We start from the raw sequence: 24,840 nt of genomic DNA, 5'->3' as shown, positions 1-24,840 counted from the left end.
ATGAGGTCGTTTCTCTGTGACTGTATTCGATCGCTATATGTATCGTGGCTCAGGTCTCAGTCATCTCCCGGTTCCTCGAGTGGGTCGCCGCCCTCGTGATCAGCCATCGGCGGTAACTCGCCCGACTGGTGCGTTCCCACAGGCGGCCGGTTGACCTCCGCGGCCGGCGAGGACTCGAGGTCGGTGCGTTCCTCGCCCTCGATCGCTTCCATCTCGCCGTCCTCGCGTGCATCCTGATCGATCCGCATCGAGCAGAATTCGGCCCCGCACATCGAGCAGAACCGGGCCTCCTTGTAGTTGTCTCCGGGCAGAGTCTGGTCGTGGAACGAACGGGCGCGGTCGGGATCGAGCGCGAGATCGAACTGTTCGCGCCAGTCGAACTCGTAGCGCGCTTCCGAGAGCGCATCATCCCAGTCGCGTGCGCCGGGGCGTTCATTGCCCACGTCGCCGGCGTGGGCGGCGATCCGGTAGGCCGCGAGCCCGTCGCGGACGTCTTCCTCCTCGGGGAGGCCGAGGTGTTCCTTCGGGGTGACGTAACACAGCATCGCCGCGCCGGCCTGGGCCGCCATCGCGGCACCGATGGCGCTGGTGATGTGGTCGTAGCCCGGCGCGATGTCGGTCACCAACGGCCCGAGGACGTAGAACGGCGCGCCGTCGCAGACCTCCTGCTGGCGCTCGACGTTCTCCGCGACCTTGTGCATCGGGACGTGGCCCGGCCCCTCGACCATCACCTGCACGCCGTGGTCCCAGCCGACGCGGGTCAGTTCGCCCAGGGTATCGAGTTCGGCGTACTGGGCCTCGTCACAGGCGTCGGCCAGACAGCCGGGTCGGAGGCTGTCTCCGAGGCTGAAGGTGACGTCGTGCTCGGCGAAGATTTCACAGATCTCGGAGAAGACCTGATAGAACGGGTTCTGTTCGCCGTTCTCTTCCATCCACTTGGCCATGATCGACCCGCCCCGCGAGACGATCCCCGTCTTCCGCCCGTCGGTCAACGGCAGATGTTCGGCAAGAATCCCCGCGTGGATCGTCATGTAGTCGACGCCCTGTTTCGCCTGCTTCTCGATGATCTCTAGCAGCAGATCTGTCGTGATGTCCTCGGGACTGCCGGCCTGCTTGACAGCCTCGTACAGCGGCACCGTGCCCAACGGCACAGGCGAGTGCTCGACATGGGCCTCCCGGATCTCGTCGAGATCGCTGCCGGTACCGAGATCCATCACCGTGTCCGCACCGTAGTGGACCGCAGTGTGGAGTTTCTCGAGTTCCGTCTCGAGGTCACTGGTCGTCTCGCTGTTGCCGATGTTGGCGTTGACCTTCGTCGCGAACTCTCGCCCGATGATCATCGCGTCGAGCGCGTCGTGGTTGACGTTTGCTGGAATGACGGCCTGTCCCTCGGCGACCTGCTCGCGGACGACGTCCGGATCGCGGTTCTCTCGCTCGGCGACGCGTTCCATCTCGGGTGTCACCGTCCCCTCGCGGGCGGCCTGGATCTGTGTGTGCGCCATCGATAACTAGGTTGTATGATCGAGTTATAAATAACTACCTTCGTGCTTCGAGGGGACAGTCGAATCGCTCTCGAGGGAGTTTGTGGCCGTAAAACGGATTCTATCGCGTCGATCGGTGACGGTGAGCGGTGGCGGTGAGTAGGGCGACCCCGCTATGAGCGCTCACTTCAGTTCGGCGACCGGGCCGCCTCGAAGCTGAACGGTCAGCGTCCCGGTCGAGTCGGCGGGGACCGAGACGGGAAGTCTCGCCGTCGCTCGTCCACGCGAGCCGTCACCATCCGGGATCGAAACGGTCGCCCGGTCGTCGTCGATTCCGAGCCAGTACCTGCCCGGGTCGCCGGCGACGGTCGCGGACACGTCGACGGTCTCGCCCGGCTGCAGTTCGTCCTCGAAGGTGACCGACTCGAGGGCCAGCGTCGGCTCGTCGAGGTCGACCTCGAGCGTGTGGTCCATCGTCGTCCTGTAGACCGGTACCGTTTCGTCGCTGCCCGGGTCGGCGGTGAGTATCTCGACGCCCAGTTCGCGCTCGACGTTTCCGATTCGGTTACAGATCGTCTGCCGAGAGGAACCAGCGAAGAGCAGTCCGACGAGTGTTCCGTCCTTGAGGAAGACCGGCGAGCCGCTGTCGCCGGGCTCGGACATGGGGCCGGCGACGAGCTGGTCGCGGAGGAGGACAGGTCCCTGGTCGGGGTACTCCACGCGGACGCTCGCGCTCGTCGCTTCGATCACGGCGCTCGTGACGCCCGTCGTCCGACCCGTCTTCGTGACAGTCGAGCCGCGGAGGTCATCGTACCCCTCGCGGCGCACGCCGGTCGGCCAGTCCTCGTCGAGCCCGAAGTACGTCGCCGATTCCCGGTCGGGATCGACCGAGCGGGCGGCAGCGTCGACGAGGCTGCCGTCCTCGATCGGGACGTAGCCGACGATGTCGCCCACTTCGTCGTCGGCGTCGCCACCGTCGACTGGTGACGGCTGGAGAATCGGTTCACCGAAATCGGCCGCGTTTGAGCGGGCGTAGACGTGATTGTTCGACAGCCGAACGAGATCACCGGCCTCGACGGCGTCGTCCCAGGTCGCGGTTCCGGCGGACGCATCCTCGACGCGAGCCGGATACGGGCCGCCGGTGCCGGCCGTCGAGTTCGCGTTGATCTCACTGACGCCGGCGGGAACGGGCCGGTGGCGGCCCTGCCGGTCCTCGGCGGCCTCGGGCATCGGCTCGAGGGTCGACAGCGCGTCGAACCCCTCCCGTTTCTCGTCGTATCCCGAATCGACGACGCTGACGTCGACGTCATCGCCGGCCTCGGCCACGCGCGTTTCGATGTCGTCCTCGTCATTGAGACAGTCTCGCGGTCGCTTCTGCGAGACGAACACCGTGACCCGATCTTCGTCTTCGTCGTAGTCGACGCCGATCACGTTCTTGCACTCGAGCAGGTACTCGTACGCTTGTGTGGAGGACATATCCGGTCAGTACGTTGGATGTTCATACCGTTATTACTGTTCACTATTCGTTAAGGTTCCCAGCTGCTCTGTCGGAACCCGTTTCAGCCAACTTAAGGGGACTGCGCTCGAGACACCGGGTAGGTGGCCATCAGATGTCCGATCTACCGGACGATTTCGACTGTACGATAACTAACTGGGAGTACATTTACGGCCTGTGTCGAGACGTCGCCGACGACGTGCGCGACGACGAGTTCGAACCGGATGTCGTCGTCGCCTTGGCCCGGGGCGGCTGGTTCGCTGGCCGGTGTCTCTGTGACTTCCTCGGCATGGACGACCTGACGAGCCTGAAGATGGAACACTACGTCGGCACCGCCGAGAAGTCCGGCGAGCCGACCGTCCGCTACCCCATGCCCGAGGGGAGCGTCGAAGACAAGGACGTGCTCATCATCGACGACATCGCCGATACCGGCGGCTCGATCCAGCACGCCTACGAGTACGTCGACGACCGCGACGCCGGCGAGGTCCGCACGGCAACCCTTCAGTTGCTCGGCACCAGCGAGTTCGATCCCGACTACGTCGGCGAACAGCTCGAGGAGTGGACCTGGGTCGTCTACCCGTGGAACTTCATCGAGGACATGGTCGATCTGATCACCAGTGCAATGGAGAAAGCGGAGCAGGGACCTTCACGATCGAAGAAATTCGTCACTACCTCACCGAACACCACGGCATCGAGCGCATCGAGATGGAGATCGCCCAGCCCGACCGGCTGTCCGAGGTCCTGAGTGAGATGGAACGACGCGAAGTGCTCGAGTCTGTCGATGGCAACGAGTGGGCGCTCGCGGCCGAGTAACGCCTGCAGACCGATTTGGTCGTCCCGTTCCGATGGAGACGACTGTCGATCGAATCGATCCGAGATCAGCAGTCATAACGATATCTGCACGCTGGTGTCAACAATACAAGTATTTAAGCGACGGCTGAGACAGCTATCATCGGATGAAACGAGTACTATCGAGTCTCGGTATCGGTGCTGCAACGGTCGATACGGTCCTATCGACGACGCTTACGGCCGGTAAATCAGTCGACGCGCGTGTCGACATCACCGGCGGCAACGAGACACAGGAGATCGACGGCATCTACTTCGCACTCGCGACGCGCTATGAAACCGACGAGAGCACGAGAACGGCGAAGATCGATACGTTCCGCGTGGCGGACTCGTTTACGATCGAGCCCGACGAGGAGCGCTCCCAAACCGTGTCGATCGACGTCCCCTATCACACGCCCGTTACGATGGGGAGGACGAGCGTCTGGCTCGATACCGGTCTTGACATCGACTGGGCGGTCGACCCGGACGACCGCGACGCCCTCGAGATCGAGCCCGATCCACTCCGCCGGGCGTTATTCGACGCCGTCGACTCGCTCGGATTCACGCTTCGGACGGCACAATGCGAGTCGACGGAGTCGCTATTCTCCGATCACCGCTTCGTCCAGGAGTTCGAGTTCGTCCCCCGGTCCGGTCCCTTCGCGGGCGAACTGGACGAACTGGAAATCGTCACGCTGCCGGAGGGTGACGGCTTCGATCTGGTGATCGAGGTCGACCGCCGGGGTGGCCTGCTGGCGGAACAGTTCGACACCGACGAGCGATACGAGCGCCTCTCGCTTCGATCCGGTGACGAGGGCGATCTCGAGGAGCGATTGCGAGCGACGATCGAACGGAATCTCTGATTCTGGCGGTCTGCTCCGTTCTCGAGGAATCACGCGTGGTTGACTCGATCAACCATCATTCCGCGGTCGACTCGGTCTCAGCCGTTCCCGTCGGTCCGTCCGCCGTCCCCTCGTCTCTCTCGTCTGGTTCGACCAGCGACTTCTTCCACGTGCCGCGCGTGAACCACGCGACGGCGGCGATCGCGCCGACGATATCGCCGATTACGACGCCCGTCCAGATGCCCGTCGTTCCCCAGCCGGCGACGAAGAGCAGATAGTACGTGACGGGGACGCGAACGATCCAGAGTCCGAGCACCGCAAAGGCGAGCGCTGTTTCGTGTTGCCGGCCCCGCGGAAGGCTCCTTGAATCACCTGTAACACGCCCATAAAGGCAAAGCCGACCGCGGCGAACCGGAGGTAGGTCACGCCGTAATCGATCGTCGCCGCCGTCCCCGCCGCGTCGGCCGTGACGAACACCGAGACGAACGGCTCCGGGAAGAGGAAGGCGAATACACCCGCCGTGAGCATGACCGCACCGATCACGCCGGCGGCGATCCGGACCGCTCTCGCCGCCCGGTTGGGCTTTCCAGCACCCAGGTTCTGGCCGACGATCGTGTCCGTCGCCTGCCCCATTCCCAGCGCCGGGAGGAAGGCTAGCGAGATCAGCCGGTTCCCGAGTCCGTAGGCCGCGACCACCGCTGGCGGGAAGGTGACGACCATCGCCGTCATCGCGACCAGCGCCAGCGCCGTCATCGACTGCTCGAGCGCCGTCGGAATCCCCAGTCGCGTGATCTTCGTGACGTACTCCCGTCGCGGCCGGAGGTGAGCCGCCCGAATGTTCGGGCCCACATCTGTGTAGTACAGCAGGTAGAAGCCAATAGCCGTCGCGATCCCCCGCGAGATGAGCGTCGCGACGGCGGCTCCCTGGACCTCGAGGCGCGGAATCGGCCCGACGCCGAAGATGAGCAACGGGTCGATCACGAGGTTGATGACAACGCTGACGAGCATGACGCGCATCGGTGCGCGGGTGCTGCCGTAGCCGCGCATGAGCGCGACGAAGACGAAGAAACCGAAGAGGAAGGGCAGTCCGAGGAAGAACACCCGCAGGTACTCGGCGGCAAGCGGGATGATCGCGGCTTGAGTCTCAGCGTCGGCGGGCAACGCGGCGAGCATCGGCTCAGTCGCGAGAAATCCGAGCGCACTCAGTCCGACAGCAACCAGCGAGACGAACGAGAGCGTTTGCCCCGCAATCAGTCCGGCCTCGCCGCTCTCCGCACCAGTGTGTTGGGCGATCAGGATCGCACCGGCCGTCGTGAAGCCACCGCCGACGGCGATCAGCAAGAAGAGGAGCGGAAAGGCGAGACTCACCGCCCCGACCGCGTCCGGCGAGAGCGCACCCAGCCAGAAGGTATCACCGACGTTGTAGGCGACCTGTAACAGCTGGATGACCACCAGCGGCCACGCCAGCCGGATCATCGGCCGAACAAGAGGGCCGTCAGTAAGGCCACCACCTGACTCCTCGTCGGACGACATACTCGAGCAGTCACGCCGACTCCACTTGGGTTCTCGTGAGTCATGGTATCGATAGTCACGCCGATGACACGACACGGATCGTCTCATCGCGGCACATTCGGGCCGGGAACCGGTCCGTTTACGGCACTGGTCGTTCCATCCGTCGTCATGACGATCGGCGTTATCGGCGGCAGCGGCATCTACGACGCACTGCCGCTCGAGGCGGTCCGGACCGAATCGGTGTCGACGCCCTTCGGCGAGCCCAGCGACGACCTGACGACCGGGACCCTCGCGGGGACCGAGATCGTCTTCCTACCGCGTCACGGTGAGGATCACCAGTACTCGCCGACGGACACGCCCTATCGCGCGAACATGTACGCGCTGAAAGCGCTGGACGTCGATCGAATCATCGCCACTAACGCGGTCGGCAGCCTCCGCGAGGACCTGCCGCCGCGGACGCTCGTGATTCCGGACCAGACGTTCGACCGAACCAAACACCGCACCCCCACGTTCTTCGGCGACGGCATGGTCGTTCACATGGGCTTTGCGAACCCGTACTGTCCGGCGCTGTCCTCGCATCTCTCGACGGCCGCGCGAGAGGCCACCGATGCGGCCGTCGAGGCGGACGGCACCTACGTCTGCATTGAAGGACCACAGTTCTCAACGAAGGCCGAAAGCGAGTTCTACCGCGACCAGGACTGGGACGTCGTCGGTATGACCGCCATTCCGGAGGCCAAACTCGCTCGCGAGGCCGAACTGAGCTACGCCACCGTCGCCGGCGTCACCGACTACGACGTCTGGAAGGCGGATAGCAAGGTCTCCCTCGAGGAGGTCCTCGAGAACGCGGCGGCCAACCGGGACGCGATCAACGCGGTCGTCGAACACGCCATCCGGACGATGCCCGACGACTTCGAGAGCGATGCCTGGAACGCGCTCGAGGGAACGATCAACACGCCACGAGAGGCGATTCCCGAGGAGACCAGAGAGCGCGTCGAACTGCTGGCCGGTGACTATCTATAGTAGCCACTAACAGTCACTGCACACCCGATCGCACGACAGCTGTGCGATCGGTGGTACCTCGTTTCAATTTTATTATAGAGTGAGCCGCTCGATGGCACGAAGGGGTGTCGCGGTCGCCATCGACTCGAGCCGCCATCGTTGATCACGGGCGAGCCCGGTCACTGACGGGTCGATGCCGCTCGAGTCCGACTGATAGTATGGCAATCCTTACTTTCGAACCCGTCGTACGGCCGGTGTGGACAGAATTCTCCTCAGTACGCTCGCACATCGGTCGCCCGAGGAGGTCTTCCCGTACGTCCAGTCCTTTACCGACTACCCGCGGTACACGGACCACCTGAAGGAGGTTCGAGTCAACGGCGATGATGGCGTCGGTTCCGTCTACGACCTCAAGTTGGCGTGGTGGAAGCTCAGCTACACCGCTCGTTCGCGGGTGACCGATATTTCGGCCCCCGAGTCGCTCACGTGGCAGCTGGTCAACGACATCGACGCCCGCGGCGAGTGGCGCGTCGAACCGGAGCCCGAGTCCGCACCGCCGGACGCGGAGACGGCGAGCCGGATCTACTTCGAGGCCGTTTACGATCCGCATTCGGCGGACAAAAACGCCATCTCGCTCCCGCGGTTCGTCTCGCTGGACTGGGTCGTCAAGAAGGTCCAACCCAAACTGCTCGGCGAGGCTCAGACGGTCGTCGAGCGACTGGTTGCAGACATCGAGGGCCGCCCGCGAGACGTCGAGTTAACAATTCACGAGATGCCGTGAACGTCCCTTTTTCCGCCTCGGGTTCGCTCGCAGTGCTCGCTCACCGCTCGTCTGCTCACGGACCATTGGCCCGTTCGCACGACCCTGAACGGAGTAACGCTAAGCGGGAGCGAAGTCGTTCGAGACGGCTCCGCCGTCTCGTGATGACGAAAGGTCCAAACGCACCTTTCGAATCACTCTCGCGAGGTCAGCGGGACGGACGTCCCGCTAAACTTCGCGAGGTCGTCGGCGTGGCCCGAAAATCGAAGATTTTCGGTATCACGAACGATCTTCGGTCGTTCTAGCGACTTCGCACCGACTGCTCGAGGGATCGGAGATCTCTCGCCGTCCGTGAACCCGAAGATTTCGCTTGATGCCGAGAGAGCAACGCTCTCTCGTAGCAACCGCTCGCTTCGCTCGCGGATGCCCGTTGCGGTAAGTCCCTGGCCTGTACTGTCCTGATCAGGCCAAACCCACTTACTGCTCGGCAGCCGACACTGCTGACATGAGGGGAATCTGTGCCGACTCGAGACAGCGATCCCCGCGGGTGAGGTCCTGATGCGTGTGATCGTCATCGGTGCGGGCGAGGTCGGATCGAACATCGCTGCGAGCCTTGACGACGACCATCACGTGGTCGTCATCGACACGGACTCCGATCGCGTCGAGTCGATCACCTACTCCTATGACGTGTTGGCGATTCAGGGCGACGGGACCTCGATCGAGACGCTGCGAGAGGCCGACATCGAGAACGCTGATCTGGTCATCGCGAGTACCGACGTCGACGAGACGAACATCGTCATCTGTGGGGCTGCGAAGGCCGTCGGTAATCCGTTCACGATCGCCCGCGTCAAGAAAACGAACCTCCTTCGGACCTGGGAGCAGTCGAAAGGGGCGTTCGGCATCGATTTCATGGTCTGTACGGATCTGCAGACCGCCGAGACGATCGTCCGAATCGCCGGCTTACCCGGCGCACACGACGTTGAGACCTTCGCTGGCGGACTCATCCAGATGGCCGAGTTCGAAATCGGATCGGATAGTCCCATCGCCGGCGAGACGGTTTCCGAGGCCGACCGGTTCGAGTCGTTGACCTTCGCCGCGTTGCTGCGCGACGACGATGTCATTATCCCGCAGGGGGAGACGGTCATCAGAGCGGGAGACGCCGTCGTCGTTATCGGCTCGCGGGAGAGCGTCCGCGCCTTCGCGGGGTCGCTGACGCCCGGACCGACCCTCGAGGACGCACACGAGATCGTCATCGTCGGCGGAACCGAGATCGGCTATCAGACGGCTCGGCTCTTCGAAGAGGAGGGACTCGAGCCGCGACTAGTCGAACAAGATCCCAAGCGGGCACGGGAACTAGCCGAGAAGCTCCCGGGGACGCTGGTCTTAGAGAGCGACGCGACCGACATCGACTTCCTCGTCCGGGAACACGTCGACGAGTCCGACATCGTCGTCGCCGCGCTCGAGGGCGACGAACGGAACCTGCTGGTCTCCCTGCTGGCAAAGCGGATCGGCGTCGAGCGCACCATCGGGATCGTCGAGTCCGGCGAGTACGTCGACCTCTTCGAGACGGTTGGGATCGACGTCGGCGTCAACCCCCGGCTCGTCACCTCCGAGGAGATTACCAGATTCACTCGCGAGCAGCGGACGGAAAACGTCGCCATGCTCGAGTCCGACCGCGCGGAGGTCCTCGAGATCGAGATCGACGCCGACAGCGCCCTCTTCGAGCGACGGATTCAGGACGCGATGGCCAAGCTACCCGACGGCGTCGTCGTCGGTGCGATCAGCCGCGCGGGGGAGTTGATCACGCCGCGTGGCGAGACGGTCGTCGAGGGCGGCGATCACGTCGTCATGTTCGTCGATACCATGGTGCTGGACGAGGTGACGGCAGCGTTGTGAGTCGGCTCTCAGTCGGCGTCCGCTATCCTATCGGCGACCTCGAGGCCGTTCCGGAGCGCTGCATGGAGTCTGGCTTCGCCAGTGACCCAGTCGCCGAGACAGTATAGCCCTCGGCCTCGGCCAGTTGGAATGGGTCGCGGGCGACGCCGTCCTCGGGTAACGCGTATCGCCATCCCTGATAGTCGGTCCAGTCCGGTTCGCGCAGTCGCTCGTCGTCCAGCAAGTCGGCGGTCAGGGCCGCGAGCCGTTCACAGTTCGCTTCGGGGGGCTCGTCGTAGCGATCGACTGACCACTCGTGATTGGCCTGGACGATCAGCAGCGACTCGCCGTTGGGACGTGACCGGGCTTGCACTCCTCGCGGCCGATCCAGCCCACTTCGTGGTCCTTGTCCGTATTGACGAGGGCGTAGTAGGGCCGCTCGAGTTCGAGCGGATAGTGAAAGACCCCGGTCCAGACCGTCCGGAAGGGAACGTCCTCAACGGCGTCCGCGAGCGAATCGCAGGCGTCGGCGTCCCACTCGGCCGACCGCAGTAGGTCGGCGGTCTGCGGTGCCGGCGGGTTCAAGAGGAGGACATCGAAGGGGCCCCACCGGGTTCCGTCGGTGTCCTCGAGGTGCCAGCGACCGTTTCCGTTCCTGCTATCACCCTCGTCGTTTCGGATCACTATCTCGACTCGAGTCTCTCGCTCGACGGTCGCGTCGGTCCGGGCGAACAGTCGCTTTGCGATCTGGGTCAGTCCCTGCCGGTAGGTCCACTTGTGCTCGTTTCGGTCGTCGCCCTCGGAAACGTCACCGTCGCTGTCAAAGATCCAGACCGGGTCCGTGATATCGACTAGTCCCTCGGTGTCCAGCGTCTCGGTCAGCAGATCGACCACTCGCTCGTCGTCGGACGTGACGTAGTTCGCGCCGTAGTCGTAGACGACCCCGTCCCGTCGTCGCGTCGCGGCTCGGCCGCAGAGCCCGCGGGACTTCTCGAGGACCGTTATCTCCGTCTCGATTGCGGTTTCATCGAGGGCAGTGGTTGCGGCCGCGGCGGCCGCTCCCGCGCCGACGATGCCGATTCGTACCATAGTCAGTGGTTCGGACTCGAGGCATGAAATATAGTGGTCCGAACCCGTCGGTGCCCGACGGGTGACCGACACATGCGGTCACTGCAGAAAGTTGCCGATCCATCGGTACGGCCGCGGGAGCTGGAGATACCGTTTCTGTTGGGCTTGCACCCAGCCGATCGTCGTGAGGGAGCCGGCGACGAGCGGTGCGACCGACGCGGTTCCGGCGAAGAAGATGTTGCTTCCGATGATTGCCACGGTCGTCGCGCCCCCAGCGATGGCGTAACTGCGCGTGTACTGGATGTCGGTCTCGCGTCGCCACGCGAGGCCGAAGAGGATCGTGCCCGCCCCAAACAACGCGACGAGGAACGCCGTGTGAATCCAGTAGCCGACGTTCGGTTCGATGACGGTGAACGCCAGGGAGTCGGACGAGCTGCTAGCGATCTCCCAGTACAGTGCATGTGCCGGGTTGGTAATCGCGAGTGCGATCTCGAGTCCGGCCAGCAGCGCGACGACCCGATAGACTGTCTCTTGATAGGGGATCGACGGCGTGCTGCTTGCCGTGCTGGCGAACAACAACCACCCGACCCCGGCCAAGACGGCACCCAATGTCGCGATGCTGAAGAAGAACCCTTTCACGATCGGTCTCGGGTCCATCACCTGTGCGGCAAACAGGCCGTTCCAGACCGCGACTCCCATGAGGAAGACAATATATGAGAGGCCGTTATCGCGGTCCCGATAGGCGATTCCGGTCGCCAGATACGGATATGTTGTCAGGACGACGAGTACAGCCCCAGTTGCGAGCATCACTGGTATCAACTGGGCGGAGTTCATACACTCTGTCTCAGTGGAATTGACTTGTATATTCTGGCAGAGCGTCGAGGCCACTCGACCGCCGGCCCGTGATCGGCAGGTCACTCGAGTCAGTCGATCGAACGGCTTTTGCAACGTCGGGAGGTAGAAGCGGCCGATGGACGTACTGATCGTCGGCGCGGGGTCGATGGGGACGTGGTTCGGGGACGTCGTCGACGCCCGAGTCTCGTTCGCCGATCTCGACCGAGACGCGGCGGCGGCCGCAGCCGATTCGATCGGGGGAGCCGTCGCCGACCTCAAGAGCGAGACGACGTACGACGTCGTCTGTCTCGCGGTGCCGATGACTCACGTGGCCGACGCGATCGCCGAACAGGCCGATCGGGCCGAGCGGGCGATCGTCGATGTATCCGGCGTTATGGAGCCCGCAATCGCGGCGATGGAGCGTCACGGCCCCGACTTGGAACGAGTGAGCCTGCACCCGCTTTTCGCACCCGATCGGGCACCCGGATCGATCGCCGTCGTTCGGAATCGATCAGGACCCGTAACGGATGACCTCCTCGCGAGCCTCGAGTCACGGGGCAACGCACTACTCGAGACGACCGCTATAGAACACGACGAGGCCATGGAGTCCGTGCAGGCGGCGGCTCACGCCGCGGTCCTTTCCTTTGCGCTGGCCGCGGAGTCGGTTCCGGCGGGGTTCGAAACTCCGATCTACCAGGGGCTGCGGCGACTCACCGAGCAGGTGACCGGCGGCACGCCGCGGGTCTACGCGGACATTCAGGAAGCCTTTGACGGTGCGGACGCGGTCGCCGACGCGGCCGCCGAGATTGCCGCTGCCGATGCCGACGAACTCGAGTCGCTGTATCGGGAGGCGGCAGCGGGCTGGCAGGAGCAACGCGGCGAGGGGCGCGACAGCGATACCGGAGGTGACACCGAGTGAGCGACCAACGCGAATCCATTCGATCGAATGCGAAGTATCTGCGTAATGTCCGGCCGATCGACCCCGAGGAAATCTGTGAGTATGTCGCGGGGAACCCGCATCCGGCGGTCGTCAGGCAACAACTCCGCGAGGAGGCCGCTGACCTCAGACTGATCGAACAGGATGACGGCACGTTCGTCCCTGCCGACGACGAGCCTGTTTCGCCCCGTCGAGGACCGGTCGAGCGGTTCCCCGCCGAGTACGAGCGCCGCCTCGAGGACCTGCTCGTCGAGCGCTACGGGCCGAACTGGGAGGACGGAGCGTCCGGGGACCTGCTCCGGTCGACGGTCCGCCGGTTCAAAGCCGACTACCTCGACGGCCGGCCGGTCGAGTACAACGACGACGTTGCGGCGGGCTATGCGATCTATCACCTGCCGGGGTACTACGCGGCGATCCAGTACGCGCTCGACGACCTCGCGGATCGCGGGCTGCTCGACCGCACCCTCCGTGTCCTCGATCTCGGTGCGGGCGTGGGCGGTCCCGCGCTCGGCCTCTGCGATTATTTGCCCGACGACGCCCTACTCGAGTACCACGCAGTCGAGCCGAGCGCCGCCGCGGATGTGCTCAAGGATCTGCTTGCCGAGACGGGACGGAATACCCACCCAACGATCCACCGGACGACCGCAGAGGCGTTCGATCCGAGCGAGGCCGTCAGCGGTGACGGAAGCAGCGACGGGTTCGATCCAACCGCGCCCGACGATGGTTTCGATCTCGTCCTCGCCTGTAACGTCCTGAGCGAACTCGACGATCCCGTCGACGTCATGCAGTCGTATCTCGAGACGCTCGCGCCGAAGGGCACCTTTCTCGCGATGGCACCTGCGGACAAGAACACCAGCGTGCAACTGCGCGAGGTGGAACGCGAACTCGAGGAGGAGCGACTCTGGGACCGGGACGCCGTCGACTTCGAGACGAGCGCCGCCGGGGACGCGGAGCGGTATCGGCGCGGCGAAGTGACCGTCTACGGCCCCACGGTCCGGCTCTGGCCCGGCGAAACGCCGTCGGATCGCGGCTGGTCGTTCGACGTTCGACCCGATTTAGACGTGCCGGCAGTGCAGCGGCGACTCGACGAGAACGCGCCAGACGACGGCGAGCATGCGCCCGGTGAGTTCGTCAACGTCGATGTGCAGTTCTCCTACTCGCAACTACGGCTCGACGGCCGGCGGCGGATCGACATGGCCCTCGAGACCAACGAGTGGGCAAAGATGGCCGAGATGGAGCGCCACGTCACCGAGCGGATCGACCTCGTCGCAGCGAAGCTCAGTCGATCGCTTTCCGGTGGCGACGGCAACGGTGGTCGCGGGAGCGGGCGGTCGAACCCCCTGTTCAAGATCAGCGACGGCAGCGAGGACACCGATCACTACGCCGTCGTTACCACGGAGACCGCGCTCAACCGACCGCTGCTCGAGGCCGGCTATGGTGACGTCTGTTCGTTCGAGGGAATCCTCGCGCTCTGGAACGACGACGAAGAAGCGTACAATCTGGTCGTCGACGAGGAGACGATCGTCGACCGGATCACCTGAGCAGAGTTCAGAAACGGTGGGCTTTTCGCACCGCCGCCCGACCGGCGTGACATGAGCGACGACTGCGAGATCCTGTTGACCAACGACGACGGGATCGACAGCACCGGTATCAGGGCGCTGTACGACGCCCTCTCCGAGCACGCCAACGTAACCGTCGTCGCTCCGGCCGACGACCGGAGCGCCTGCGGCCGGTCGCTCTCCCACGAAGTCGAGGTCGACGAACGCGAGCTGGGCTATGCCGTCCACGGGACGCCGGCCGACTGCGTCGTCGCCGGCCTCGCCGAACTCGGCCCGTATCCCGACCTCGTCGTCGCGGGCTGTAACAAGGGCGCGAACCTCGGGGAGTACGTCCTCGGGCGGTCGGGAACGATCAGCGCGGCCGTCGAGGCCGCCTTCTTCGATGTCCCCGCGATCGCGACGTCGCTGTACGTTCCCGTCGATGACACGCCCTTCGAGGACGTCGACGTGACGGCCGAGGAGTACGCCGAAGCCGCGCGTATCACCTCGTATCTCGCCGAGAATGCGCTCGAGGCGGGCGTCTTCGATCACGCGGCCTATCTCAACGTCAACGTCCCGCTGCCGGACGGCGAGCCCGCGCCGATCGAGATCACGCGCCCCTCGAAACGCTACGAGATGGACGCCGAACGCGAGGGCGGCCACGTCACGCTTCACGACCACATTTGGGAGGACATGGACCCCGACTCGCTTCCCGATCCCGAGGGAACCGACCGCCGCGCCATCGTCGAGGGCCGTATCAGCGTTTCGCCGCTGACCGCACCCCATACGACGAACCACCACGAGGCCCTCGACGCGCTCGCCGACGCCTACCGCGACGCCGTCGTGCCGACCGACCGCTGACCGATGTCGATCGCGAGCGAGCGCGGGCCGATCGCGGTGTCCATCCGCTCACGGGTTGTGTCGCCTCTCTGGTCGGCAGGCGTGGAAACCGATGGCTACCGGGCTGTCGGCCGTCTGGCACGTGCCATCGGTCACTCGGGGTGCGTTAGTCGGCGAGCCTGTCGGTCGCTGAAAGTGATAACTGACTTGCGGGTCGCAAGGCGGTCGCTATTCGACAGCGGCACCGTCACGATAGTCATACCGTAATTGACGGGAATCGGTTATGGCACATTCAAAACATAAAATCAAGGTAGGTGGGCGTTCAAGCTGTGGTAGTCCCAACGGAGCGTGATCCATAGATGGTATTCAATACACTCTGGGCTCGTCTATCGTCTCTCTGGAGCGGGTCGACCGACGACTCCCCATCGGACGAGTCCACGACAGCCGCCGAGGTATCGAGCGAGGAATCCGAGGATGAAACGTTAAGCTACGCCGAAGAAATCGAGTACGGCGTCGACGAACGCGACCTCCCCGACGAAGATAAGGTTCTCAGATTGCTTGTCAAACGCGGCGGCCGCGTCGACCAATCGACCGTCCGCGAGGAGACCGGCTGGTCGACGGAGCGCCTTGAGGATGTCATCGACCGCATGGAAGACGACGATCAGATCAGCGCCATCACCGTCGGTCGCAAGCGCGTGATCTGCCGGCGCGGGTTCGAACCCAAGGGCTATCGTGGTCATCTCAACGAGTAACGTGGCCATTGGCCGCGACCAGCGTTCGGTTCCACTGTCAGGGCGATTCGACTCGAGTCCACCGATAGATTGCGACTGTTCTCTCTCCGGCTCTCCAGTTCCCGCTCGGGCTGGATCCGACCAGTGACTCTACCGGTATCGAATTCGACTGCGGCGGTTCAGCGTCCTCATGGTATCGCGACCCGCTCGGCCACCCGGCCGTCTCCCGGCCCAATTTTATCCGTGCCATCGGTGTAGGGCGAACCGATTCCGATGGATCTCACGATTGAAGACGCCCAGGTCGTCGTCGACTATGAGGGTACCGACTACGCGTTCGAGGTCGTTGGTGACAACGAACTCGAGTACGACGATACGAGCGGTTCGGACGCGACAGTTCCCGACGCGGTGGTCGAGGAACTCGAGACGCGCGGGTACGTCGTCTATCCCGAGTGAGTTCAGGGCCGTCGTTTTGGCTGCCGGCTCCGGGTTCGGTTCCTCGTGAACGTTCCGCGAGTGGAAACGTTCATTCTACCTTCTGCTAGATTCCCAGTGGGGATGGCACACAAAGACGACGTAACACGGGTGCTTGCAGCGTGCACGGAGTGTGGATCGATCTATGCGGCCCGACAGTGGCCCACTGGCGAGATCCGAATCATCGGTCAAGATGGCTGTCCGTGCGGAGCGACCGAGTTCGACCTCGTCGAAGAATCCGACGACGATCCGGAGGGTAGTTCCGAGGACGGGTGAGCGGCTGCCCATCGTCTCGATCGCGGATCGACCGCGGTCGAAACTGATGTCTCTGTTTGGATCGGTCGACCAGCCGCGGGTTTCTCACTCGGCTCGTCCTCGAGCCGACAGTCGTCGTGACCGTCTCGCTGAATGGATCATCACGTTTAAGCGACCGAATTACGATCACCGCCTATGGACGACGAATTCCTCGACGGCGAATCGCTCACCGGACGACAGGCGGGACTGATCTTCATCGGATTCCTCAGCTTTATCGTCCTCTCCGGGGTCGCCCTGGTGCTTCTCAAAGGGCTGTTCTAACCGGCGGTCCGTGCGCGTGACTCAGGTCGGTCGCGCTACTCATAGTGGCGACTCGAGGGCTCGAGAACTGCGGGAGTGTCGGTGTCAGGTGCGTAATCGCGCGGGCCGACGGCGTCTCGGTCCGTTCGGGCGACTGTTCGCACTCGTTCGTCGTGCGATCGATGGTGAGCCGGCCGACGAGCGATACGTTTCGCGTGGTCGGGCTTACGATCCCGTTTCGACGAGCTCCGCTTCCCCGTGGGTCTCGTCGATAGAAGTCACGCGAACCGTAGCCTCGATCGCCGCGATGTCTGCCTCGAGAAAGAGGACGAAACCGCTCTCGGTCTTGCAGACGAGCGTGCCGTCGGACTTCTCGTCGACGATGTCGACGGTGACCTCGTCACCGACTTCGGGTTTCCCGCCGAGGGATTCGCCGCATCGCCAGCAGTCAGTGTCGTACTCCGCTGACCCTTCCGGCGCGTTGTTCGCCCCGCAACGGGGCGTATCGCACTTGATGAACGAGTCGTGTGTGCCCGGCTGATAGCGTCCCACGTCGCCATCGATGCGTCTGTTTCGTAAAAGGGTGCCGCTCGGCGTGATAGTGGTGTTTGGTCGCGGGCTCGAGAACCTTCTCGAGATCGGGTGATACGCCACGATTTCTGTCCAGTTGGGGTATTGACCCAGACGACCGGCCAGCCGTCGTGCCAGTACCAGCCCGCGGTGCCCGGTCCCCGCGTGATCGCGATCGCCCTCGCGAAGGCGACCGCGAGGAGATTCCGGTCGTGGTAGACGTCATTGATGCCCTTCTCGTCAGTCAGTAGCGGATTTTCTGCATCCATGGTTCGATGGGACTCGAGAGGAAGAGATAGCGGTCGGGAATATAATAGTCTCGTACTAGTGAGACCAATGTTTTAACAAATTCGGGGCCTGTTTCGAACGTAGATATGCTGATCCATCAGTTGGTACAAGTTGGTCGTACAGTCCTGAAGCACAGCAACGTGAACGCAGCAAAGTCGACTGGCTGTAGTGTTCTTCATTTGAATATTGGGTGGTCTCACTACCAGAGGTAGTATCGACAACGGAATTCTCGAAGCCCAATCTCACTCGACAAAATCGCATAACGAATCCATTGACATCTTGAACTTCCGATATACGTCGATATTGAATACAGGAGATGTATATTATCTCTCCTGTCTACCATTTACCGTCGTAGAATAGATCACTCAAAACTAATTTAACGATAGCAATCATATATGAGCGACATGGCAAATGCTATCGCAGACATTCTTGTCAGAGGAGCCTACAATCTCGTAGGATTGGACTCCCCGTTCTCGGCGAAAGAATACGGTTCAAACTGGACGAAGCAACAACGGAAATGCCTCAAGCGGGATGATCGACAATGCCGGGTATGCGGGAAAACTGAAGAGGAAATTGGCAGAGCCCCCGCCGTCCATCACATCACACCGCGGACCGAATTCGACAACGGCGAATGGCGGAAAATGAATGAATTGTCTAATCTCATTAGCCTCTGTCACTCCTGCCATGGGCAACTCGAGGGAAAATACACAAACTGTTCTCCAGAAGAGTTCGCGGCAAAAGCTAGTCAGAATAACTAAGTATTCGAAGTCTAGACGTTCGGCGTATGGATATAACCGATTCGAAGTCAAATGTAAATCCTGTGACGGAATAGTAAAACCAGACGGACCACAGCATCAGTTGAAATTCGCGATAGGCATTGCTGCCATCTTCACCCTGTTCTTCGGGGTTGGCGTCGGCGGGACAATCGGGATCGCGACGGCTGGACTCGGAATCGCAGCAACTCTTCCTCTCGGGGTTCTGGGTGCATACTTCGGCTATAAAACTGGTAATTGGGTAGCCGGGAAGCGCGATGGCATTTCCTGTCCAGAGTGCGGCGGTTATTTAATTGAGCCCTTGAAAGACTGTACCTGAAGGTCTAACTTATTTCCCACCGTCTGATGGTGAGCGCTGCTTCTTGTGTATCCCTGTCTTCTGGATAGTGGATACATCTCATTCACCGATCTTGGGTGTCGATTTCCCTATAAAACATCAGAATAACTGATACGTAGTAGTTGAGGAGACGGCGTCGGTCGATTCCCAACATTGGGCTCGCCGTCGAGATACTCTTTCCCCTCGCAGGTAATCTCGTACACATTGCTGTCCTCGAAGAGCGGGGCAACGAGCCCAACCTGAGAAAGGAGTTGACACCGTTCATTAACCCACCCACGCGATGCGATAAGTTTGACGACTTGATACATATGCCGTGGTGTAGACCACGGAACGTCCGAGAGATGCTCAAGAATCCGTTCATCAAGCGTGCACATCAGCGAGCGGGTTTCCGGTTCATTACGATCCGTGGTTGACTTGCAGCTGGGCCGTCTTGTGAGCCGTTTCCGTTGAGGTAAACCTCGTTTTTAGCGTCGTACTCCTCATCGAGGTACGCTTTTCCTCGATCGGTGATTGTGTAGACTCCGGTTCCGAGAGGAGTGAGTAATCCATGCCATAATTTGGATCCGAAGGAAGACGGTCGCTCGCGCTTCGACTTCTAGGGCTTCAAATCCCGCCTTCGACGACGATTCGCGCCGCTCGCGAATTTACTGCGGCGCAAGAATAGTGGGCTCGCCGGGATTGAGCAAACCCGAAGGGTTTGCGATGTTCGGCGAGTCCACGACTGAACGAGCGAAGCGATGTGAAGAAGTGGACTCGCCGGGATTTGAACCCGGGGCCTCTCCCATGCCAAGGGAGTGATCTACCCCTGATCTACGAGCCCTCGTACGCATCCCACAGTTCCCCTCGGGAATAGATAAACCCCTCGAATTCCTCGAGCCCCCGTCACGGACCCACATTCTCATCGACAAACGGTTGCGATCGGCTCGAGCAGACCCGCTCAGACCCTCGGGGACCAATAATTCCAGTAGATATAAGTTACACTACAGACACTATATCGATGGAAGCGACGTTTCCGAAACCACCACGAGGGGCATGCGTCGAAATGCCCCGGGTGTTGCAGCACCCGAGACGTGGCTTCCAAGCGTGCAGCTCCGAAGCCATGATTCAGTTCATTCTACCGAGACATAAACGTCTCGCACGACAGCAGTACCGTCAGCACCGTCCACGCTCGAGCCAACACCCAACCCCCGACGGAGCGCTACAGTGACCGACGGCGATTCGGACGCGTCCGAGCCCGTCGCCACGGATGCGTCCACCGACGCCGACGACGCTGCGTCGGACGGCCACTCGAGCTTTCCGCCGTGTCCCCACTGCGATGATCGGGTTGTCACGGTTACGTCTCGAGGGCCGATGACCCACGTCGCGGGCCCCTGCGGTTGTCGACTCACACCCGGCGAAGCCCGTCGGCTCTGACTCACCTCCACCACGATCGTGATCGCACCCTGAACGCCAGCCCCTTTCAGCCACACCCGAATCGGCTGGCAAGGGTGCCACCGCGGGGTGGGACTGAAAGGGGCTGACGGCTCCGGGAAGACGGACGACGCAAGCACGTGACCTGCGCGTTCGCGCGGTGTAGCCGCGCGAACACGAAGGGAGCGCGCAGCGAGTTCTTTGCGAGCGGAGTGAGAAAAGAGCAGCGAGACGCATCGCGTCTCGCTTGTCCCTCGACTGGAGCCGTCAGGGGCTTTCGTAGTGTTCGTAGTCTTTCCTGAGTATGGCAGTAGTCTCGAAGCACAAATCTGACTGCGTTTACGAACGCTTTTTGCGCGTCCCCCGACGAAAGCCGACGATGGCCGGGGATCAGGATCGAGAGCCGGATCGAGACGAAACCGCCCGACGCGCGGACGTGCGCGACACCTATGACCGAATCGCGACCCACTTCGCGTCCACGCGGGAGTACGCCTGGCCCGAGGTCGAATCCTTCGTCGACGCCCATGCAAGCGCCGACCGAATCTCCGACGGCGTCGGGCTCGATCTCGGCTGTGGCAACTGCCGCCACGCCGAACTGCTGGCCGCCGACTGCGAGTCCGTCGTCGGACTCGACGCCAGCCGGGGCTTGCTCGAGACGGGCCGGGAGCGCGCCCATGACCACGAGTTCACTGTCGAACTGATCCAGGGCGATGCGGCGACGCTGCCGCTGGCCGAGAACAGCGTCGATATCGCAGTATACGTCGCGACGCTGCATCACCTGCCGACGCGGGCGGCTCGCCGGGACAGTCTCGACGAGCTTGCACGGGTGCTCTCCCCCGACGGCCGCGCACTCGTCAGCGCGTGGTCGACTGCCCACGACCGGTTCGACGCGACCGAGGGCTTCGACACGACGGTCGAGTGGACCCTCCCCGGCGGCGAGCCGGTCGACCGATTCTATCACATCTACGCGCCCGACGAGTTCGAGGCCGACCTCGCCGAGAGCGACCTCGCGCTCCGCGAGTGGGAACTCTCGAGTGGCAACTGTTACGCGACGGTCGCGGGTGCAGGACCAACTGCGTAGTTGCGCTCGAGGCCGACACCTGACCCGGAGGCGACTCGAATCGACCCGCGGCTGATGCCAGACCGTTTTTTCACCCGGCGATGTGACCGACGCGGTCCGAATCGGTAGCTGTGACTCGATTCGAAAAGGAAGAGCCTTAAACATGGAACGGAAATCGGAAGATGAGCGCGGATGGTCTAGTGGTAGGACCTGAGCCTTCCAAGCTCATGGCCCGGGTTCAAATCCCGGTCCGCGCACTCCTCAGCCGTTCTTTCGTTGGCTTTTGGCGTTCCAACAATGGCCAGACTGTGCCATTCGCAGCTTACGTATCGAATACGAGATGCATCTGGATGACCGACGAGACGACGTCCGAGACGGTCGAATCCCAACAATCGTCACCTGCAAGAAGAAATTCCTCCCTTGATTCAGACCGCCTCAACGCGCTCGAACAGCGACGCGCCGATCGCGACCATCACGGCCGAGGAGACGACGAGCGCGCCGAAATCGAGCCAGACGGAAAACGACGATGTGCCGACCAGCACTCCACGCAGACCGTCGACGCCGTAAGTCAACGGGTTCGCGTACGCCAGATACCGCACCGAACTCGGGAGTCCCTCGAGCGGGTACAGCGCACCGGAGAGGAAAAAGAGCGGGAAGATGACGAACTGGACGATCAGGCCGAACCCCTCGCTGTCGCTGAACTGCGAGGCGAGCGCGATTCCGAAGCCGACGAACGTGATCGCGAGCAGGGCGAGGAAGACGACGGCGATCGGTAACGAGAGCAGGCTCACGGGGGCGAAGCCGAGTGGGATCGAGAGCCCAAGGATCAACAGCGCCTGGACGAGCGCCGTCGTCGACCCGCCCGCGATCCGGCCGAGGACGATCGACGTGCGGCTCACGGGGGCGACGAGAATCTCCTTTAAGAAGCCGACTTCCTGGTCCGCGAGAATCGAGAGGCCGGCGAACGAGGCTCCAAACAGCATGGTGAAGCCGACGATCCCTGGCACGAGATACTGCAGATAGTCGACGTCCTCGGGGAGGCCGGGGATCGCCGCACCCGAAAACCCGAATCCCATGAAGACGAGAAACAGCAGCGGCATCGCCAGCGAGCCGACGATCCGCGACGGCGTCCGGAGGAACCGCTTGGTATCACGCAGCCAGAGCCCGTAGATCGCCTGTCCGTCGACGACGTTCATGGCCGATCCTCCGTGGACACTGCACTCGAGCGATCATCGTTCGACGCCGTACTCGAGCGGTCCGCGTCCGAACCCACGGTCGACTCGTCCACAGGTGATTGGCCCGCGCGATCTGCATCGGGACCGGACTCGAGACCGGTCGCACGCTGGTCGTCGGTCGCCGCCGACCGGTCGGTCACGTCGAGGAAGACGTTCTCGAGGGTCGGTTCCCGGAGGTCGATTGCGGAGATCCGAGCGCCGGTTCCGTCGGCAAGCCTGACGAGGTCGGCGATCCGCGCGTCGCCGTCGTCGACCGTAACGCGGACGACGTCGTCAGTAGCGGTGTGTTCGCGGACCCACGACTGCTCCGCGAGTCGCTCGCCCAACGCGGGCGGAACGTCGCCGTCTGTGAACTCGAGGACGACGACGTCGCCGCCGAGCGATGCTTTGAGCGCTGCCGGTGAGTCCATCGCGACGATGTCGCCGTCGTCGATGATCGCCACGCGATCACAGAGGTGCTCTGCCTCCTCGATGTAGTGGGTCGTCAGGACGATCGAGACACCAGCTGTCTCGTTCAATTGCTCGATGTACTCCCACATGTCCCGGCGGGTGCGCGCATCGAGGCCGACGGTCGGTTCGTCGAGGAAGAGGATCGCCGGTTCGTGGAGCAGGCCGCGACCGATCTCGAGGCGGCGTTTCATGCCGTCCGAGTAGGTGCCGACGGGGTCGTCACGTTCCGCGGAGAGCCCGACGAGCTCGAGTACCTCGTCGATGCGGGCCGCTCGTTCGACTCTGTCCTGTCCGTACAACCGGGCGTGAAAGGCCAGGTTCTCCGCGCCGGTGAGTTCTTCATCGAGGGCGGGTTCCTGAAAGACGATTCCCAGACTGGACCGGACGGCCCCCTTTTCGGACCGGATGTCGTGTCCGTTGACGATTGCGGTCCCAGCCGTTGGCGGCAGGAGCGTCACCAGCATGTTGATCAGCGTGGATTTGCCGGCCCCGTTCGGGCCGAGCAGGCCGAACAGTTCGCCGCGCTCGACCGCAAACGACAGGTCGTCGACTGCGGTAACGCCGTCGAACTCCCTGGTGATTCCGTCGATGTGTATTGCATTCATGGGAGGGGGGGGACTCTCTATCTTTGACTGAACGGTCAGTCGCTAAACGCTCGTCGGTTCTGGTAAATTTTCTACATTTCCGCAGTCCTGCTCGAGACAGTGATAGCCGAATAGCCGGCTAAAACGGATCTGCAGACGTTCTATCGCGCAGATCGACGGCTGCCGCGAAGATGACTCCCAGAACGGTTCCGAACAGGAGGTGGCCGAGTAGACTGCCTGCAGCGACCGACGTCAGTGCCTCTGCACCACTGCCCCCGACTGTACGTATCCAGATGGGGAGGACAAGCAGCGGCAGGACCGTCCAGACCGCGAGCCCGAAGACGAATCCGGCAGCGACAATCCGAAAGACGATACCGGTCCGGGAGAGCACGTCGGTCTCGACATCGGTCCGAAGGACGCCGAGGAGCAGGGGGCGCGTGACCAGCAGCCCGAAGACGATTCCCAGAATGGCCCCGTGAGCGATGTGGATTCCCCAGCCGATGAAACCGGCGGGTTCGATACCGTAGAGTGCAGGAATGGCAGCGGTGAGGACGTCGGGATCGAGCAGCCACATGACGATTCCGAACGCGATCGCGCCGATTGCACCGCCGAGTGCACCGCCGACGAGCCACCCAGTGTCACCGCTGAGTCCGGACGCAGCCATGGTATTGGATTCGCTACTCATCGTGAGTCGGGTACCACAAACGAGTCCAAAAGTGTTGGTTATGTTAGGGATTCGGCATCTCAGGACGGACGAAACGTTCCGATCCCATGCCTTGTAGTGCCTCGCCAGCCAAGCAGGCCCGTGGAGTACGAACTGCTCGAGTGGCCGCCCGACGGGCCGAAGCTCCGACTCGATTACAAACGGTTCAGTTACGCCGGCAAGTTCGTCATGACGAACACGGGGAAGGCGGTGGCTCGAGCGGCCGACGGCCGGATCGTCGCGGCCGTCGCGTTCAACGTGGATCGCACGGACGAGGACACGCTGTGGCTGCGCTACGTGACTGTCGACCGCGAGCGCCGCGGCGAGGGGATCGGTCCCCGACTCTGCCGACTGGTTCGTGACCGTGCCATCGAACGCGGCTATGATCGCCTCCGGATCGCCGTCAACAACCCCTTCGCCTACGAGGCGCTCTACCGGACCGGATTTTCCTACACCGGCGAGACGACGGGTATCGCCGAACTGATTCTCGAGTACCCGGCACCGACTGCCGATGCCGACACGGACTGGGACGTACGGGAGCGGTATCAGGCTGGCCTCGCAGAGTTTCGCGACCGGGACCTCTCCGAGGAGGAGACGGAATTCCTCGAGTCGCGGCGTGACAGCGAGCCGCCCGCCCCCGAATCAGGGAAATGAGGGGGCGAATATCGCGATG

Annotated in this window: 21 protein-coding genes, 2 tRNA genes and 3 pseudogenes; 16 read left to right on the top strand and 10 right to left on the bottom strand. The window is 62.8% G+C overall.

Annotation, left to right across the window (positions count from 1 at the left end; all coding sequences use genetic code 11):
- Nucleotides 1-56: 56 nt before the first annotated feature.
- Both thiC and K6I40_RS14640 read right to left on the bottom strand, forming a co-directional pair.
- The gene (gene thiC, locus K6I40_RS14645; RefSeq protein ID WP_222919767.1) at nt 57-1,502 is read right to left on the bottom strand and encodes a phosphomethylpyrimidine synthase ThiC; all 1,446 of its coding nucleotides are present in this window, start codon (nt 1,500-1,502) and stop codon (nt 57-59) included.
- Nucleotides 1,503-1,664: 162 nt separating this feature from the next.
- The gene (locus K6I40_RS14640) at nt 1,665-2,957 is read right to left on the bottom strand and encodes a S1 family peptidase (RefSeq protein ID WP_222919766.1); all 1,293 of its coding nucleotides are present in this window, start codon (nt 2,955-2,957) and stop codon (nt 1,665-1,667) included.
- Between the two features lie 134 nt (nt 2,958-3,091).
- Here K6I40_RS14640 and K6I40_RS14635 point away from each other — a divergent pair.
- Both K6I40_RS14635 and K6I40_RS14630 read left to right on the top strand, forming a co-directional pair.
- Nucleotides 3,092-3,789: pseudogene (locus K6I40_RS14635) on the top strand (phosphoribosyltransferase).
- A gap of 143 nt (nt 3,790-3,932) precedes the next feature.
- Nucleotides 3,933-4,661, top strand: a complete 729-nt coding sequence (locus K6I40_RS14630) for a sporulation protein (protein ID WP_222919765.1) — start codon at nt 3,933-3,935, stop codon at nt 4,659-4,661.
- A gap of 55 nt (nt 4,662-4,716) precedes the next feature.
- Here K6I40_RS14630 and K6I40_RS14625 read toward each other — a convergent pair.
- A pseudogene (locus K6I40_RS14625) lies at nt 4,717-6,173 on the bottom strand (MATE family efflux transporter).
- A 147-nt stretch (nt 6,174-6,320) separates the two neighbouring features.
- On the opposite strand from K6I40_RS14625, the gene mtnP reads away from it, so the two are divergent.
- The 3 genes from mtnP to trkA all read left to right on the top strand — a co-directional run bounded on the left by mtnP (nt 6,321) and on the right by trkA (nt 9,804).
- Nucleotides 6,321-7,172 (top strand): S-methyl-5'-thioadenosine phosphorylase, encoded by an 852-nt coding sequence (gene mtnP / locus K6I40_RS14620; RefSeq protein WP_222920377.1) that lies wholly within the window; start codon nt 6,321-6,323, stop codon nt 7,170-7,172.
- A gap of 235 nt (nt 7,173-7,407) precedes the next feature.
- Nucleotides 7,408-7,929, top strand: a complete 522-nt coding sequence (locus K6I40_RS14615; protein ID WP_222919764.1) for an SRPBCC family protein — start codon at nt 7,408-7,410, stop codon at nt 7,927-7,929.
- Nucleotides 7,930-8,466: 537 nt separating this feature from the next.
- Nucleotides 8,467-9,804 carry a Trk system potassium transporter TrkA gene (trkA, locus tag K6I40_RS14610; protein WP_222919763.1) on the top strand — a complete coding sequence of 446 codons (1,338 nt, stop codon included), beginning with the start codon at nt 8,467-8,469 and terminating at the stop codon, nt 9,802-9,804.
- 8 nt (nt 9,805-9,812) lie between these two features.
- Here trkA and K6I40_RS14605 read toward each other — a convergent pair.
- Nucleotides 9,813-10,872 (bottom strand): annotated as a pseudogene (locus tag K6I40_RS14605) (NAD(P)-binding protein).
- A 78-nt stretch (nt 10,873-10,950) separates the two neighbouring features.
- Entirely contained in the window at nt 10,951-11,658 is a 708-nt protein-coding gene (locus K6I40_RS14600; RefSeq protein WP_255682059.1) for a histidine kinase N-terminal 7TM domain-containing protein, read from the bottom strand.
- Nucleotides 11,659-11,821: 163 nt separating this feature from the next.
- Here K6I40_RS14600 and K6I40_RS14595 point away from each other — a divergent pair, with 163 nt between their 5' ends.
- The 7 genes from K6I40_RS14595 (at nt 11,822) to K6I40_RS28480 (ending at nt 16,778) form a co-directional block, all read left to right on the top strand.
- Nucleotides 11,822-12,604, top strand: a complete 783-nt coding sequence (locus K6I40_RS14595; protein ID WP_222919761.1) for a prephenate dehydrogenase/arogenate dehydrogenase family protein — start codon at nt 11,822-11,824, stop codon at nt 12,602-12,604.
- A complete protein-coding gene (locus K6I40_RS14590; protein WP_222919760.1) occupies nt 12,601-14,163 on the top strand; it encodes a class I SAM-dependent methyltransferase in 1,563 nt (520 codons plus the stop codon). Before K6I40_RS14595 ends, K6I40_RS14590 begins: the two co-directional genes overlap by 4 nt.
- Before the next feature lie 51 nt (nt 14,164-14,214).
- Nucleotides 14,215-15,021: a 5'/3'-nucleotidase SurE gene (gene surE, locus K6I40_RS14585; RefSeq protein WP_222919759.1), complete on the top strand. Its 807-nt coding sequence runs from the start codon at nt 14,215-14,217 to the stop codon at nt 15,019-15,021.
- A gap of 338 nt (nt 15,022-15,359) precedes the next feature.
- The gene (locus tag K6I40_RS14580; RefSeq protein ID WP_222919758.1) at nt 15,360-15,752 is read left to right on the top strand and encodes a hypothetical protein; all 393 of its coding nucleotides are present in this window, start codon (nt 15,360-15,362) and stop codon (nt 15,750-15,752) included.
- A gap of 252 nt (nt 15,753-16,004) precedes the next feature.
- Entirely contained in the window at nt 16,005-16,184 is a 180-nt protein-coding gene (locus tag K6I40_RS14575; RefSeq protein WP_222919757.1) for a hypothetical protein, read from the top strand.
- A 102-nt stretch (nt 16,185-16,286) separates the two neighbouring features.
- Nucleotides 16,287-16,478, top strand: coding sequence for a hypothetical protein (locus K6I40_RS14570; RefSeq protein WP_222919756.1), 192 nt, complete (start codon nt 16,287-16,289; stop codon nt 16,476-16,478).
- Between the two features lie 174 nt (nt 16,479-16,652).
- Complete coding sequence (locus K6I40_RS28480) at nt 16,653-16,778, top strand: hypothetical protein (RefSeq protein WP_255682055.1); 126 nt, start codon at nt 16,653-16,655, stop codon at nt 16,776-16,778.
- Between the two features lie 204 nt (nt 16,779-16,982).
- On the opposite strand, the gene K6I40_RS14565 is transcribed toward K6I40_RS28480, so the two are convergent.
- Complete coding sequence (locus K6I40_RS14565) at nt 16,983-17,309, bottom strand: TRAM domain-containing protein (RefSeq protein WP_222919755.1); 327 nt, start codon at nt 17,307-17,309, stop codon at nt 16,983-16,985.
- A 2,164-nt stretch (nt 17,310-19,473) separates the two neighbouring features.
- Nucleotides 19,474-19,545 (bottom strand) — tRNA-Ala (locus K6I40_RS14555).
- 383 nt (nt 19,546-19,928) lie between these two features.
- Between K6I40_RS14555 and K6I40_RS14550 the strand changes: the two genes are divergently transcribed.
- The 3 genes from K6I40_RS14550 to K6I40_RS14540 all read left to right on the top strand — a co-directional run bounded on the left by K6I40_RS14550 (nt 19,929) and on the right by K6I40_RS14540 (nt 21,452).
- On the top strand, nt 19,929-20,138 hold the full coding sequence (locus K6I40_RS14550; RefSeq protein ID WP_222919753.1) for a hypothetical protein: 210 nt from the start codon (nt 19,929-19,931) through the stop codon (nt 20,136-20,138).
- A 376-nt stretch (nt 20,139-20,514) separates the two neighbouring features.
- Nucleotides 20,515-21,216: a class I SAM-dependent methyltransferase gene (locus K6I40_RS14545; protein WP_222919752.1), complete on the top strand. Its 702-nt coding sequence runs from the start codon at nt 20,515-20,517 to the stop codon at nt 21,214-21,216.
- A 165-nt stretch (nt 21,217-21,381) separates the two neighbouring features.
- Nucleotides 21,382-21,452: transfer RNA gene (locus K6I40_RS14540), tRNA-Gly, on the top strand.
- 168 nt (nt 21,453-21,620) lie between these two features.
- Here the strand turns inward: K6I40_RS14540 and K6I40_RS14535 are convergent.
- The 3 genes from K6I40_RS14535 to K6I40_RS14525 all read right to left on the bottom strand — a co-directional run bounded on the left by K6I40_RS14535 (nt 21,621) and on the right by K6I40_RS14525 (nt 24,149).
- Complete coding sequence (locus K6I40_RS14535; RefSeq protein ID WP_222919751.1) at nt 21,621-22,391, bottom strand: ABC transporter permease; 771 nt, start codon at nt 22,389-22,391, stop codon at nt 21,621-21,623.
- On the bottom strand, nt 22,388-23,485 hold the full coding sequence (locus tag K6I40_RS14530) for an ATP-binding cassette domain-containing protein (RefSeq protein WP_222919750.1): 1,098 nt from the start codon (nt 23,483-23,485) through the stop codon (nt 22,388-22,390). The genes K6I40_RS14535 and K6I40_RS14530 overlap by 4 nt, the downstream gene beginning before the upstream one ends.
- 118 nt (nt 23,486-23,603) lie before the next feature.
- On the bottom strand, nt 23,604-24,149 hold the full coding sequence (locus K6I40_RS14525) for a hypothetical protein (RefSeq protein WP_222919749.1): 546 nt from the start codon (nt 24,147-24,149) through the stop codon (nt 23,604-23,606).
- A gap of 120 nt (nt 24,150-24,269) precedes the next feature.
- Between K6I40_RS14525 and K6I40_RS14520 the strand changes: the two genes are divergently transcribed.
- Nucleotides 24,270-24,821, top strand: coding sequence for a GNAT family N-acetyltransferase (locus K6I40_RS14520; RefSeq protein WP_222919748.1), 552 nt, complete (start codon nt 24,270-24,272; stop codon nt 24,819-24,821).
- The last annotated feature ends 19 nt before the right edge of the window (nt 24,822-24,840 follow it).

This window comes from Natrinema sp. SYSU A 869 (assembly GCF_019879105.1).
Classification (GTDB): domain Archaea; phylum Halobacteriota; class Halobacteria; order Halobacteriales; family Natrialbaceae; genus Natrinema.
The sequence above is the reverse complement of the archived record's forward strand: the minus strand, read 5'-3'. Positions and strand labels throughout refer to the sequence as shown.